The organism is Flaviaestuariibacter terrae, assembly GCF_054777635.1.
This window is the reverse complement of the sequence record NZ_BAAHAL010000006.1, coordinates 1,253,063-1,267,177: the sequence shown is the minus strand read 5'-3', so window position 1 is coordinate 1,267,177 and position 14,115 is coordinate 1,253,063. Positions and strand designations below refer to the sequence as shown.

Here is a 14,115-nt window from a genome sequence, read left to right as displayed (position 1 = left end):
ACCCATAAAGCAAATCGAATGAAAAAGACCATCGGCGCCGCCCTGGCGCTCCTGATCCTCGCCAGCTCCTGCCTCAAAGCAAAAGATACGGGCTGCAACTACGACGAATGCCGCAGCGCTTTCGCCCCGCAGGGCGAGCTTGATTTTCTCGACAGCCTCCTGACCAGCCAGGGCATCACGGCTACGCCGCATTGCACCGGCGGCTTTTACGAGATCGTTAACCCCGGCACCGGTGCCTCCATCGATCCCTGCAGCAATGTCAACGTGATCTCGCAGGGCTGGGTCATCGGCGGCGGCCGCTTCGACAGCACGCAATACGGCAATATCGACATGAAGCAGGTTATCACAGGCTGGCGCGCCCTGCTGCCCAAGATCCGCACCGGCGGCGAGATCAACATGTACCTGCCGCCTACAATGGCTTACGGTGGCTCCGCCTTCGCGTCGATCCCGGCCAACTCGTATCTCAAGTTCAACGTTAAGCTCATCGGCGTCAACTAATCCACCGGGCGGCGCACGGCGTCCGCACCCAATAAACCAGTCATGAAAAAATTCCGGATCGCACTTCTTCCCGTACTGTTTCTCTTCGCTTCCTGCCTGAAGGCAAAAGACACCGGCTGCCGCTACGACGCCTGCGCCACCGTGGCGCCGCAGGCAGAGATCAACGCGGTACAGGCTTATCTCACGCAAAACAACATCAGCGGGGCTGTACAGCACTGCAGCGGCGCTTATTATAAGATCCTCGACGGCGGCAGCGGCGACGCGGCAACCGCCTGCTCTTCGGTGACCGCCACCTACCAGGGGCGCTTTACCAACGGCAGCCAGTTCGATGCCGGAACCGCCACCTTCAGCCTCGGCAGCGTCATCAAAGGATGGACGAACCTCGTGCCGCTGGTCAAAGAAGGCGGGCATATCCTGATGTACATTCCGCCGTCGCTAGGCTACGGTCCGAACAACTACGGAAGCATCCCCGGCAACTCCATTCTCATTTTCGACGTCACACTCGTCGACGTCCAGTAGGCGCGGCGATTGAGCTACCTTTATCAAAAGCAATCCCTTGGCACACGAAGCGATTTCCGTATTCGACATGTTCAAGATCGGCATCGGCCCATCGAGCTCCCACACGCTGGGACCCTGGCGTGCCGCGCAACGCTTCACGGCATCGCTGCAGGAAGCCGGACGCCTCGGCTCGGTGCGCTCGCTGCGGGTACTGCTGTACGGATCGCTGGCCAAAACCGGCAAGGGACATGGCACCGATGTGGCCGTGCTCCTGGGCCTCAATGGCGAAGACCCGGTAACCGTTCCCGTCGACCAGCTTGATAGCAAGATCGCGCGGATCGGTTCGGAGCGGCAACTGCTCCTCGCCGGCACGCAGCCTGTTCCCTTCGACCCCGCCACCGACATCGAGTTCCTCATGACCGAGTCGCTGCCGTACCATCCCAATGCCCTCAGCTTTCTCGTCAGCTTCGGCGACGGCGCGCAGATTTCGGATACCTACTATTCGATCGGCGGCGGCTTTGTGCTGAAGGAAGGAGAGACGAGCGGTGTCAAGGACAGCGTACAGCTGCCTTTCCCGATCAACGATGCCGAGAACCTGCTCCACTGGTGCCGCAAGACCGGCCTCAACATTCACGAAGTGGTGGCCGAGAACGAGAACGCCTGGCGCCCTGAAGCTGAAACGCGGGCCGGTGTGCTGCGCATCTGGAAGGTGATGCAGGAATGCGTGTACCGCGGTTGCCATACGGAAGGCACGCTGCCCGGAGGGCTCAACGTAAAGCGCCGTGCCGCGCCGCTTGCCGCGCGCCTGCTGCAGGGCAAAAGCTATGCGGATTACGACAGCTGGATCGAAGCCGTGCGCTCGGGCGGCAACCAGTTTCAATACATTCTCGATTGGGTGAGTTGCTTCGCGCTGGCGGTGAACGAGGAGAATGCCTCCTTCAGCCGAGTGGTGACGGCACCCACCAACGGCGCTGCCGGTGTTATCCCCGCCGTGCTCCATTATTACAAGGTCTTTTATCCCGGTGTTACGGATGATAAGATCGTTCAGTTCCTGCTGACGGCTTCCGAGATCGGCTCCATCTTCAAGAAGGGCGCCACGATCTCCGCGGCGATGGGTGGCTGCCAGGCCGAGATCGGCGTATCGTCGTCGATGGCGGCGGCGGCGCTTACCGAAGCGCTCGGCGGCTCGCAGCGGCAGGCGCTGATGGCGGCCGAGATCGCCATGGAGCACCACCTGGGCATGACCTGTGACCCCATAGCGGGCCTCGTGCAGGTGCCCTGTATCGAGCGCAACACGATGGGCGCCATCAAGGCCATCACCGCGTCGCAATTGGCACTTCAGAGCGCGCCCGATTACGCCAAGGTGTCGCTCGACGCAGTTGTCGATACGATGTGGGCCACGGCGCTCGACATGAACAGCAAATACAAGGAAACCGCCGAGGGCGGCCTGGCTGTAAATATCCCCCTTAGCCTCAGCGAATGCTGACGATGCCCGCATGAGAGCCCTCAGTACCGCATACGAACTGGTCGCCGCCCGGCGCCCGCGCGCGCTCGGGCCGCTCAGCGCGCTGCTGCTGTCGGCGCTGCTGATGCTGAGCATCTCCCGGTCCGTGCACTACACCCGCGACTATGGCGGCGTCGATCTCCGCACCCGCGTGGTCGGGGCGCGGCTGCTGGCGGCCGGCGAGTCACCGTATTTCTACAAGTGGCGTCCCGGCGACCCCGACCGGTGGATCATCACGCCGCACCACCCGCTTCATCCCGCCGAGGTCAACGGCGTATCGGTGTCGCCCGGACTTCTCTATCTCCACGTTCTTTTCAACCCGCTCGGTTTCGGCACCGTTCGCTGGCTGTGGACGCTGCTGCAATATGTGTTGCTGGCGCTTTGCTTCGGCTGGCTGCTCCCGGGCCGCGGCCCTTCCGACGAGGCGCGGCTGCGCGCACTGGGCGTGGGTTTCCTGTTTTTCGGTTGCTCGGCGCTGTGGCTGCTTAATGTGGAGCGCGGCCAGTCGTACATGCTGCTGGCGGCCGGTCTTGCCGGGCTGCTCCGCCTGGCCGAAAGCCCGCAGCGCAAGGGCCAGTATGCGGCCGGTGTGCTGCTCGCGGTGCTGGTATACCTGCGGCCGACGATGGTCGTATTCGGTCTGCCCTTCCTGCTCGCTGGCCGCTGGCGGATGCTGGCCGCCGCACTCGCTGCCGGCCTGCCGCTGGCCCTGCACATGCTGCTGTCGCCGCTCTGGCAGGACTACACCCGCTCCATGGCCATCTATTCCGGACTCCTTCGCTCGGCACCGGTGGTCACGCCTGTGTGGAGCTTCCCGCAACAGGTGGAAGGGCTCGACGCGCAATGGATCCAGCGGGCGCACCAGGACTTCCGCATCGGCGGACTGCCGTCGCTGTTTTTCAAATACCAATACTGGCTGCGGGGCTTGCCTCCGAAGGCCTTCCTGAATGTCTTCGCATTTGGCGCTGCCACGATCGTCGTGCTCCTGCGCCGACGTTTCCGCAACGGCAGTGCGTCCGACCTGCTGCTTGCCGGCTTTCTTCTCTATGTATGGCTCGAAGTGCTGGTGCCCGCGCCCCGCGGCACGTACAACATGATCCTCTGGATCGTCCCTTCGCTTGTGCTGCTGCTTGAGCCGCGGCGAAGAACATTTGTCTGGCCGCTGCTGCTGTCGGGACTATGCCTCGTAATCGGCTTCCCGGCGGCGAGCCCGCTGCTTCATGCCCTTGGTGAAGTGTTGCTGCTGCTTGCGCTGCTGATCCACCTCTGGCCGGAGCCCGTAGCAACGGCGCCTTAACCCTTTATCAATGCCTGCGCGGTCCGTGCATTTGCCAGCGCTGCGGCGTCGGCCGTGTTGTTGAAATACAGGCAGGCCTTTCGTGCCTGCGGATCGGTCCGGATCAGGTCGATGATCTGGTTGATAAATTCATAGCTGTACCCCGAGTGATACAGGCGCGGCGCCCCGTGAAACCGGTAGTAAATCAGCGGTGCGTTCGAGATCACATCCGGCGAAAGGCCCGGGTACGACACGCCGCTGAACGTGACGCCCTCGGCATGGAGGCGGTCGTAGACCGAAGGCTTCCACCAGCTTGCGTGGCGGAATTCCAGCACGTTGTTGAACTCGGTGGAAAGCTGCGCCAGGATCGTATCAAGCAATGCCCTGTCGTAGGTCATCGAGGGCGGCAGCTGGAACAGGATGCAGCCCAGCTTTTCCTGTAGACCCGCGGCGGCAAGCCGGTAAAATTCGGTTACGAGGTCGGCACTGTCCTCGAAGCGCTGCACGTGCGTTACCTGCTGCGGCACCTTGACCGAAAAGTTGAAGCCGGGCGGCGTGCGTTGGTACCAGCTTTCAAAGGTGCGAAGCTCGGGGAACCGGTAAAAGGTATTGTTGATCTCGAGCGAGTTGAAGTGCCCGCAGTAGTATTCCAGCCAGCGGCTCTTCGACAGGCCCTTCGGGTAAAAAACCTCCTTCCAGCTATCGTAATGAAAGCCGGAGCAACCGATCTTCCAGTCAATCGGGTGAGTCATGAACGGGAAGGCAAAATAATGGTGCCACCAGGTTATTGACAGTTTGGCGTTTGCGGTTTCCGGTTTGGAGTTCGCCACGCTACGCAACTACCTGCAAAACCCCAAACTTCAAACTACAAACTACAAACTTTGTTTTATGCAGGCAGCCACAGGCTTTGTACATGCCCGGCGAGCTCGACGAGCTTCTTGAAGGTATCGGGCTTTGTGACGAAGCAGTTGGCGCCGAGGTTATAGCAATGGTTTTTGTCGCGGTCGGAAGAAGACGTGGTGAACACCACGATTGGGATGCGGTGAAAGTCTTCGTGCATCTTGATCTCGCGCAGGGCCTCACGGCCATCCTTACCCGGCATGTTGAGGTCGAGCATGATCAGCGAGGGCAGCGCGTCGGTCTTGCGGGCCGCGAGTGCTTCAAGCAGGGCATCGCCGTTCTCCTGGAAGCCATACTCATCGCCGCTCCGGCTTGCGGAGAACGCATCGCGCAGGATTTCGCGGTCATCGGCATCATCGTCTACGATCCAGATCTCGTAGGGTTTCCTCATAGGGGTAAAATTAGGGTAAAGACGGCTCCTTCGCCGGGCGTGCCTGATGCATAAATAGTGCCGCCATGGTGCTCGGCGATCTTTTTAACGATCGCCAGGCCGATGCCGTTGCCCTCGTATTCGCTGCGGCCATGAAGCCGCTGGAAGATCTGGAAGATCTTGCCGGCAAATTCCTGCTCGAAGCCAATCCCGTTATCCGTGAATTCCAGCTGCAGGTAGGCCGGGGCCTTCGCCACGCCCGCCGGTACTTCTTCGGGTGTACGCACGCTCGAACGGATACGGATAACCGGGGCGGCGTCCTCACGGGCAAACTTGAGCGAGTTGCTCAGGAGGTTCTGAAACAGCTGCCGGAATTGCGACGGCACCACCTTGGCTTCGGGGAGGGGCTCGTCGACGTCGATCGTGGCGCCCTTCTGCTCGATCTTGAACTCGAGTGTCTGCAGGGCGTCGTTGAGCAGGCTCTGGAGGCTTGTATTTTCAAAAGAGCGGTTGCCGGAAATGCGCGATACCGAAAGCAGGTCGTCGATCATCGTCTGCATCCGCTGCGACGCATCCACCACTTTACGGAGATACATCTTCCCGTCTTCCGTCATGAGGTTCACCTGTGTGGCGACGAGGCGGTCGCCGAAGGTCGAGATCTTGCGCAGCGGCTCCTTCAGGTCGTGGGAAGCGACGTATGCGAACTCCTCGAGGCTGGCGTTGCTCTGTTCGAGCTGGAACGAATTCTGGAGCAGCGTCCGCTCCATCTCCTTGCGCCGGTTGATGTCGAGCGCTGCGCCGAGGATCTGCAGGATGCCGCCCTGGTCGTCTTTCCGAAACACGATCTCGCGCGCAAGGAGCCAGTACCAGCTGCCGTCTTTCTTGCGGAGGCGGCACTCGTACTGCATCATCGACTCGTGGTACTGGAAGTGGCTGTCGCTGCCGCTGCGCTCGGGCAGAAGGTGCCGGTCTTCGGGATGGTACAGGCTGCTTACCTGCTCGGGTGTCATGGCCAGCACTTCCTCGGGCGTATACCCGAGCACGTAGAAAATTTCGCGGTTGAGGTAATGGAAACAGCCGCTCGGGATATCAAAAAGATAGAGCACCATCGGCGAGGCATCGGCGATCTGCTGGATAAAATATTCCTGCTCGCGGATCTTGTGCTGCGCGTCGGTTTGCTCGGTGATGTCGAGGCTGATGTTGAGCACGTGGGCCACTTGGCCCGTCTCGTCGCGGTCGAACACGGTGCCGAAGGTGTGCAGCCAGCGCCAGGAGCCGTCGGCATGCCGCACGCGGAAGCGAAACTCGGCGACCGGCTCGCGCTCGGGGTTCGCATTGGCTTCGTCGATGATCTCCTTGTTGCGGTTTTGAAGGGTTGCGAGGTCGTCGGGATGAATCAGGCTGGTAACGAAGGCCGACCCTTTCTCGTACACCTCGAGTGGGGAATAGCCCAACAGCTTTTCCATCCCCTCGCTCACAAAGGAATAAGCGCCCGTCTTGATACTGTAGGCCGCGATAATGGACGGCGTCGCGTCGGCGAGCTTGCGCAGGAAGTGTTCCTTCTCCTGCATCTGGTGCATTAGGTGCTGCCGGTCGGTCACGTCCATCACGGTGCCGGCGATCGAAACGGCTTTGTCGTCGCGGTACTGCACTTTCCCGCGCGACCAGAGGTATTTGATCCCGCTGCTGTGCCGGTAGCGAAACTCGCTGTCGAAGCGGCCGCTGATGCGGGCCGCTGCCAGCTCTTCTTCCACGCGGGCGCGGTCGTCCTCGTGCACGTGGCTGAGGAATGTGAAGCTGTCGTTTTCCACCTCCAGCAGCCTTGTCAGCTCCGGCGTTACCGACGACTGACCCGTTTCCAGGTCCCACACATAGGAGCCGATATGCGCCAGTGCCTGGGCTTCGAGCAGCTGCGCCTCGCGGCTTTGGAGGCGCTCTTCCATAAGGCGCGAAAAGGTGTTCATCACGGCCTTACTGTGCTCGAGGTGAAAGCGGTCGATCTCTTCGATCACCTGGAGCATGAGCCCGGTATCGGTGCAATAGCCCGGCAGGAATTGCAGGAAGCTTTTCTTGCGGATATAGGTTGTCTTGCTGATGTCTTCCGAAAGCAAGGCATAGCGGTCGAAGGGAAATTCGTTCTCGAGCCAGTGGCGGATGCTGACTTCGATCCAGTCGGCGGCGCGGTTTTCGGCGAGGTAGCTAAGCTGTTCCTGGGCAAATGTGCGGAGCAGCGAGAGCTGGGTGTCGGTGTCGAGGTGGGCCACCTGGCGAAGCAGCGGAAGGTCTTCCTCGAGGGCGAGTTGTCGTTGCAGGCGGATGAGGTCCTCGAGCTGCTGCGTCAGCAGGTACTGCGCAAAAGAAGGCAGGTATTCCAGGTCGAGCGTTGGTTGTTGGGTTTCTGCTTGGCTATGCACGAACTGAATTTATTGGGATGGCTCGGGGCCGGGTGAAAAATCTGGTTTAAAGGTACGCCCAAAACGGCAATGCCCCGAACAGGGAAAGGGAGGCGAGCCTCCCTTTCGATATGCAGTGCGGGTGCGATCAGGATTCGCGATCGGGGCCCGAGTAGGGGTCTTCCTCGTTTGGCTCGTTACGCTCGCCGCCGAGGCTGTAGTACTTGTTTTCCTCGTCGCCCTGGCCCAGTGACTCCGTTTCGGTCTCATCCGTCGCACCGGGCACGTCGAGGTCGCTGCCCGTACGGTTGTTGCCGAAGGAGGCTTCGTTGAGCGGCTCGCCTTCGAAGTCGCGGTCGTCGAGGGCCGCGCGGCGGAGGTTGTCGCTGTCGATGGTGCCACGGTCGGTGTTGGCGAGGGCGCGGGCCTCATCGGGACTCACATCCGCGTCGGTGCCGGGGCGCAGGCCGAGGTCGTCGCTGTCCACGTCCTGCGGGGCGCCGATCTCGCGGCGCCGGCTGTCGGTGCTGCGGAGCGCATCGCTTTCGCCTTCGCTGACGTCGCCGTTGCGGTTGGCCTCCGGCTCGCGGTTGCTGCCGCTGTTGCCGTTGAAGCGCTGGCTCACGCCGCTGAGGTTGCGTGAGTTGGGAAGATTTTCCACATCCACGTCAACCCGGTGGCTGTCCGTTCGCTTGTCCATGATATCCTCCTTGGCGGGGTAGTGCGGGTAGCCCGGGAAATCCTGGTCGGTTTTCGCGTCGGGCGATTGCTCTACCTCCCGCTTGCTGTCCATTGCTTTCGACGGATCGTTTTCCGGGGCGCGGTTGCGCCGATTATCGTCTGCCTTTGCCATAACTCGTTTTCGTATATACGGCAACTGTCGTGCCTAGCCGCCCGTTCGCTGAAAGGGGCGCGTACTTTCTGCGTCGACCTGTCCTAAGGCCGGTAATGTTCAATTTTCAATGCTCAATATTCAATTTTCAAGTACACCGGAGTACCGCCTTACATCCGCCCTCTTTGAGCATTGGCTATTGAACATTGAGCATTGACCATTTGCAGCAGAAAGCCCCGCCATAGGCGGGGCTTTTGTATCAAACAGCGTTCGGACTATCCCGGGAAATAAGGGAATCTGAAACGTGGTTCAACTAGAGCAGCGACCCCGTGAGTACGAGGTAGGCCACTGAAAAATAAATGATGATCCCGGTGACATCGACCAAGGTTGCTACGAAAGGTGCCGACGAGGTAGCGGGGTCAGCCCCGAGGCGTTTGAGCAGGATCGGGAGCATAGAGCCGGCGAGCGTTCCCCACATCACAATGCCGAGAAGCGAAAATCCAACCGTCATGCCCACAGCATTCCAGTGCTGCAAGTACGAAGCCCGTACGTCCGGGTTCTGCATATGCATAACGCCTGAGGCGATCAGCTCGTGCCAGATGAAGATGCGGAAGTAGCCCACAAGCCCTAAGGTGGCGCCCAGCACGAGTCCTGAGAAGATTTCGCGACGCATGACCCGCCACCAATCGGCGAGTGTGACATCGCCCACTGCCATGGCCTGGATAATGAGTGTCGAAGCCTGCGAGCCGCTGTTGCCCCCGCTGGAAGTGATCAGTGGTATAAAGATCGCCAGGATGGCAACTTTCTCCATTTCATCGGAGAAGTAGGTCATCGCCGATGTCGTGAGCAACTCACTGATAAAAAGCGCCAGCAGCCAGCCTACCCGCTTTTGGATGAGCCGGAAAAAGGCAATGTCTAAATACGGCTCACGCAAGGCTTCCGTGCCGCCGAATTTTTGCATGTCTTCGGAGAACTCCTCCGACGCCACCCACAGGATATCGTCGATGGTCACGATGCCGAGCAGCTTGTTGGAATTGCTCACTACGGGCAGCGCCACGCGGTTGTTCATCTTGAACGCCTCGGCTGCTTCTTCCTGGTCCTGGTAGGCATTGAGGGCGATCACGCGGTCGTCCATCAGCTCGCTCACGCGGCTGTACGGGTCGGCGAGGATGAACTCGCGGATCCGTATGTCGTCCATCAGCTCGCCCTTGTCGTTGATGACATAAATGACGTCGATGGTCTCGGTGTTCTTGCCCTTGCGGCGGATGACCTCGAGCACTTCGGCCACGGTATTGTCTTCGTTCACATACACGTAGTCGGGTGTCATGAGGCGGCCCACGCTGTTTTCGGGGTAGCCGAGCAGCGACAGCGTCACCTTGCGCTCCTCGGGGTTGAGCTGCTTGATCAGCTCGCGCACGACGCTGCTGGGGAGGTCTTCGAGGAAGGAGGTACGGTCATCGGGAGGGAGCTCGTTGAGGAGCTCGGCCACCTTCGTCGCCGAGAGTTCCTCGATGATCCGCTTCTGCATCCCGAACTCAAGGATCCGGAACACGCCCGCGGCGCGGTGCACCGACATGGCGCTCACGATCTCGCTGCCGCGTTCCGGCTCCTCGTAAACGAGGTCGGCGATCTCGGTGATGTTTTGCTGATCGAGAAACTGGTGCAGGGCCTGCGGGTCTTCACTCTGCAGCACATGCTCAAACTCCTGCTTCAATAATTCCAGCGACATGCTTCAAAAATACGGTCCGAACTGCAATCGCTTTGCCCGTACAAGAAGATAATTCCGAATCTTTGCCCCGTGAAACCAATGAATTATACGCATCCGGCGCTGAAGGTGACCGCTGCCGGCTCGCGCGGCCGCGGCGTTTTTACGGATATGGCCATGTCGGCCAACACCCTTGTGGAAGTGGCTCCCGTGATCGTGCTGAGTGCCCGGCACCGCGCCCTGCTGGAAAAAACACTGCTCCACGACTACATCTTCGAGTGGGGGAAGAGCCGTACCCAATGCTGCGTGGCCCTCGGCTACGTGTCGCTGTACAACCATGCCTACGACGCCAACTGCGAATACGAAATGCACTACGACGAGGGCCTCATCCTCGTGCGCACCGTCCGCGACGTCAGGAAAGGATCGGAGTTGTTCATCAACTACAATGGTGTTCCCGACAGCGATTCGCCGCTTTGGTTTGATGCCCATTAGATCAACAGAACAGCAGAACAAGGAACAAGGAATGTTGATCGGAAGGGAGCGGGTTGATTGGAGTGGCAAATAAAAAAGGGAAGCCTTCTTCAGACTTCCCTTCATTATTCATAATTCCTTGTTCCTTGTTCTTCTGTTCCCTTCCTTCTTACTGGCGGTTCAGGAGGATCTGGCCGCGGAGTTCCGGAACGGTGGTCGAGGTCTTGGTGAAGACCTGGATGTAGTACAGGCCGGCGAGGAGCTCGCTTTCCTTAACAACCGTATTGTCTACGGCGAGCGACTGGGAGAAGCTGCCCGACTTGCGGCGCGGCGGTGTGCCAACGGCCGGAGTGTTGTAGGGGAACTGCTGCAGGACGGCGCCCTGGAAGCCCGCTTCGGCGGGACCGTATACGCGGATCGACGTTACGGAGTCCATGGTGTTGGCCCAGTTCACGGTGTAGCTCAGCGTGCGGGTACCGTTGTCGTACGATGCGTTGATGCTGCCGGTAGCCGTCGAAGGCGTGGCAGGTGTCGGAACGACCTGCGCGGCGTTGAGCGGCAGGTTCGTGCCCGAGTAAATGGCAGTCTCGGGCGACTTCTTGCACGAAACCGCGGCGAGGGTAGCTGCCGAGAGCAGGAGTAAACTCAGTCTTTGAAACATAGCGGGCTGATTTGCTGCGAAAATAGTATTATTTCCCATCTGTGGAAATCGAGTTGTCCACTTAATGGAAAGAAGTTCAGAAGTCGGAAGTGCGAAGCTGGAGGTATTCCTTACTTCCGTCATTGCGCGCGTAGCGAAACAATCGCTTTCACCCGGCGCTGCAGCAATCGGGCAGCGCAGTCAGGTCGGCGCAGATTGCTTTGCCGGCCATAGCTCCACGGCGCTTTCCCTTACTAACAAGTAACGGCGTCAGCTTCCGAGGTCCTGCTTCCGACTTCCCCACTTTACTTCAACAGTCCCTTGATCTCATTCAGCTTCAGCAGGGCCTCCACGGGTGTGAGCCGGTTGATGTCCAGGTTCTCCAGCACGCGGCGGATGTCGTCGAAAGTCTGGCTGTGGGCATCGAAGATGCTCAGTTGCACCTTGGGTGCGGTGAGCTGGCGCAGGCCTTCCGCCGGCGAGGCATCTACGTGCTGCGCCTCGAGTTGCTGCAGTACGTCCTTCGCGCGGGCGAGGAGCTCCGGCGGCATGCCGGCCATTTTCGCCACGTGGATACCGAAGGAGTGCGTGGAGCCGCCCCGGGCCAGCTTGCGGAGGAAGATGATCTTGCCGCCGATCTCGCGGTTGGTGACATGGTAGTTCTTCACGCGCGGCAGCTTTTCTTCGAGCTCGTTCAGCTCGTGGTAGTGCGTGGCGAAGAGGGTCTTCGGAGCCTGCGGCGCGTTGTGCAGGTATTCGGCGATGCTCCAGGCGATGGAGATTCCGTCGTAGGTGCTGGTGCCACGGCCGATCTCGTCGAGCAGGATGAGGCAGCGCGGCGAGATGTTGTTGATGATGGAGGCCGTCTCGTTCATCTCCACCATGAAGGTCGACTCGCCGGCACTCAGGTTGTCGGAGGCGCCCACGCGGGTAAAGACCTTATCGGTCAGGGGTATGCGCGCCTCGGTTGCCGGCACGAAAGAGCCCATATGCGCCATGAGGGTGATAAGGGCCGTTTGCCGCAGCAGGGCGCTCTTACCGCTCATGTTGGGACCGGTGAGGATGATGATCTGCTGCTCGTCTTTATCCAGTGTGATGTCGTTTGTGATGTAGGGCTCGCCGGGAGGCAGCTGCCGCTCGATCACCGGGTGGCGTCCCTCCGTGATGACCAGCTCGTCGCCCTCGTGGATGTCCGGGCGGCGGTAGCCGTAGTGCAGGGCGTTCTGCGCGAAGCAGGCGAGGCAGTCGAGCACGGCGAGGATCTGCGCGTTTGTCTGGATGGGAGCGAGGTAGTCGTGCAGCTCGCCGAGCAGCCCGTCGAACAGCTGCAGTTCGAGCACCAGCATCTTGTCTTCGGCGCCCGTGATCTTTTCCTCGTATTCCTTCAGCTCGGGGGTGATGTAGCGCTCGCAGTTAGCCAGCGTCTGCTTCCGGATCCAGTCCGCGGGCACCTTGTCCTTGTGCGTGTTGGTCACCTCTAGGTAATAGCCGAATACGTTGTTGAAGCCGATCTTGAGCGAGGGGATTCCCGTGCGCTCCGACTCGCGCTGCTGCAGCTCCAGCAGGTATTCCTTCCCGTTGTGGGCGATATAGCGCCAGGAGTCCAGCTCCTCGTGCACGCCGGGAGCAATAAAGCCGCCCTTGGCGGCAAGCGCCGGCGGGTTCTCGGCGATGGAGGCCGTGATCTTGTCGGCGATCAGCGCGCAGGGATTTAGGGTATCGGCAAGGCGGGCCAGGTAAGCGCTGTTGTGCCCCTGGAGCAGCTGGCGGATGGCTGCTACCTGCCGGAGTGCCCGGGCCAGCTGCAGGAGCTCGCGCGGGTTGATCTTTTTGAGCGGGATCTTCGACACGAGGCGCTCCAGGTCGCCGCAGGGGCGGAGGGCATGTCCCAGCTTTTCGCGGAGGTCGGCATCGAGCAGCAGGCTTTCGACCACGTCGAGGCGCTCGTTGATCCGCTCGAGCTCACGCAGCGGGAATACGATCCAGCGCTTCAGCAGGCGCGCGCCCATTGGTGTCAGCGTGTTGTCGAGCACCTTGAGCAGCGTGGCGCCGCCTTCGACGGGGCTGTGGAGCAGCTCCAGGTTGCGGATGGTAAACCGGTCGAGCCAAAGGTGCTCCTGGCGCTCGAGGCGCTGCAAGGCGGTCACGTGCTGCAGGTTCGGGTGCTCGGTGTCTTTGAGGTAGTGCAGCACCGCGCCGGCGGCCACGAGGGCGGCGCCAAGACCGTCGACGCCGTAACCTTTGAGCGAATGCGTGTCGAAATGCTTCAGCAGCGATTCCTCGGCATAATGTTGCTGAAACACCCATTCATCGAGCGTATAGGTATAAAAGCGGCTGCCGAATTCTTCCTTGAAGCGCTTCTGGTGCTGCCGCTGGAAGATCACTTCCGCGGGACGGAAGCCCATAAGGAGCTTGTCGGCATACTCGCGGTCGCCCTGGGCCACGAAGAATTCGCCGGTGGAGATATCGAGAAAGGCAAGGCCGTACACTTCGTCGCTTTCGAGGTGCAGCGAGGCCAGGAAGTTGTTGGAGCCGTGCTCGAGGAGCTTGTCGTTGGTGGCGGTGCCCGGTGTAACCATCTCGGTGACGCCACGCTTGACGATGCCCTTGGCCGTTTTCGGATCTTCGAGCTGGTCGCAGATGGCCACGCGGTAGCCGGCGCGCACCAGCTTGTGCAGGTAGGTATCGAGGGCGTGGTGGGGAAACCCGGCGAGCTCGTTGTCGGCGGTGCCGTTGTTGCGCTTGGTGAGGGTGATGCCCAGCACGCCCGCGGCCACGATGGCGTCGGAGCCGAAGGTCTCGTAGAAATCCCCCACGCGGAACAGCAGGATGGCATCGGGGTAACGGGCCTTGATGGCGCCGTGTTGCTGCATCAGCGGGGTTTCTGCACTTTTCGTTTTGCTCATAGCGTAGCGGCAAAAATAGCCCGGCCGGTCCAACAAAACCTGTGAAAAACCTCAGGGAAACCGGTTTTTATCCCCAGAAAAGAGAAAGAACGCAGATTTTTTAGAATGATCAAAATGGACGC

At 60.4% G+C, this 14,115-nt stretch carries 12 protein-coding genes; 5 read left to right on the top strand and 7 right to left on the bottom strand.

What is annotated here, in order from left to right:
• Nucleotides 1-18 precede the first annotated feature (18 nt).
• From ACYU7Z_RS06235 to ACYU7Z_RS06220, 4 genes are read left to right on the top strand one after another with little or no spacing between them, the layout of a single operon-like run.
• Nucleotides 19-498, top strand: a complete 480-nt coding sequence (locus ACYU7Z_RS06235; RefSeq protein ID WP_460568482.1) for an FKBP-type peptidyl-prolyl cis-trans isomerase — start codon at nt 19-21, stop codon at nt 496-498.
• A 42-nt stretch (nt 499-540) separates the two neighbouring features.
• On the top strand, nt 541-1,017 hold the full coding sequence (locus tag ACYU7Z_RS06230; protein ID WP_460568480.1) for an FKBP-type peptidyl-prolyl cis-trans isomerase: 477 nt from the start codon (nt 541-543) through the stop codon (nt 1,015-1,017).
• Between the two features lie 37 nt (nt 1,018-1,054).
• A complete protein-coding gene (locus ACYU7Z_RS06225) occupies nt 1,055-2,482 on the top strand; it encodes a serine dehydratase alpha family protein (RefSeq protein WP_460568478.1) in 1,428 nt (475 codons plus the stop codon).
• Nucleotides 2,483-2,492: 10 nt separating this feature from the next.
• The gene (locus ACYU7Z_RS06220) at nt 2,493-3,797 is read left to right on the top strand and encodes a glycosyltransferase 87 family protein (RefSeq protein WP_460568476.1); all 1,305 of its coding nucleotides are present in this window, start codon (nt 2,493-2,495) and stop codon (nt 3,795-3,797) included.
• On the opposite strand, the gene ACYU7Z_RS06215 is transcribed toward ACYU7Z_RS06220, so the two are convergent.
• From ACYU7Z_RS06215 to mgtE, 5 genes are all read right to left on the bottom strand, one after another.
• Nucleotides 3,794-4,528, bottom strand: a complete 735-nt coding sequence (locus tag ACYU7Z_RS06215) for a DUF72 domain-containing protein (RefSeq protein WP_460568474.1) — start codon at nt 4,526-4,528, stop codon at nt 3,794-3,796. The two genes, ACYU7Z_RS06220 and ACYU7Z_RS06215, sit on opposite strands and share 4 nt — an antisense overlap.
• A gap of 134 nt (nt 4,529-4,662) precedes the next feature.
• Entirely contained in the window at nt 4,663-5,067 is a 405-nt protein-coding gene (locus tag ACYU7Z_RS06210; protein ID WP_460568472.1) for a response regulator, read from the bottom strand.
• Nucleotides 5,064-7,460 (bottom strand): PAS domain-containing sensor histidine kinase, encoded by a 2,397-nt coding sequence (locus tag ACYU7Z_RS06205; RefSeq protein ID WP_460568470.1) that lies wholly within the window; start codon nt 7,458-7,460, stop codon nt 5,064-5,066. The genes ACYU7Z_RS06210 and ACYU7Z_RS06205 overlap by 4 nt, the downstream gene beginning before the upstream one ends.
• A gap of 127 nt (nt 7,461-7,587) precedes the next feature.
• Complete coding sequence (locus tag ACYU7Z_RS06200) at nt 7,588-8,292, bottom strand: hypothetical protein (protein ID WP_460568468.1); 705 nt, start codon at nt 8,290-8,292, stop codon at nt 7,588-7,590.
• A gap of 292 nt (nt 8,293-8,584) precedes the next feature.
• Complete coding sequence (gene mgtE, locus ACYU7Z_RS06195) at nt 8,585-10,000, bottom strand: magnesium transporter (RefSeq protein ID WP_460568466.1); 1,416 nt, start codon at nt 9,998-10,000, stop codon at nt 8,585-8,587.
• A 78-nt stretch (nt 10,001-10,078) separates the two neighbouring features.
• Here mgtE and ACYU7Z_RS06190 point away from each other — a divergent pair, with 78 nt between their 5' ends.
• Nucleotides 10,079-10,468 carry an SET domain-containing protein gene (locus ACYU7Z_RS06190; protein WP_460569144.1) on the top strand — a complete coding sequence of 130 codons (390 nt, stop codon included), beginning with the start codon at nt 10,079-10,081 and terminating at the stop codon, nt 10,466-10,468.
• A 148-nt stretch (nt 10,469-10,616) separates the two neighbouring features.
• Here the strand turns inward: ACYU7Z_RS06190 and ACYU7Z_RS06185 are convergent, their stop codons facing one another.
• Both ACYU7Z_RS06185 and mutS read right to left on the bottom strand, forming a co-directional pair.
• Nucleotides 10,617-11,108: a CHRD domain-containing protein gene (locus ACYU7Z_RS06185; protein ID WP_460568464.1), complete on the bottom strand. Its 492-nt coding sequence runs from the start codon at nt 11,106-11,108 to the stop codon at nt 10,617-10,619.
• 284 nt (nt 11,109-11,392) lie between these two features.
• Nucleotides 11,393-13,993 (bottom strand): DNA mismatch repair protein MutS, encoded by a 2,601-nt coding sequence (mutS, locus tag ACYU7Z_RS06180; protein WP_460568462.1) that lies wholly within the window; start codon nt 13,991-13,993, stop codon nt 11,393-11,395.
• Nucleotides 13,994-14,115 lie beyond the last annotated feature (122 nt).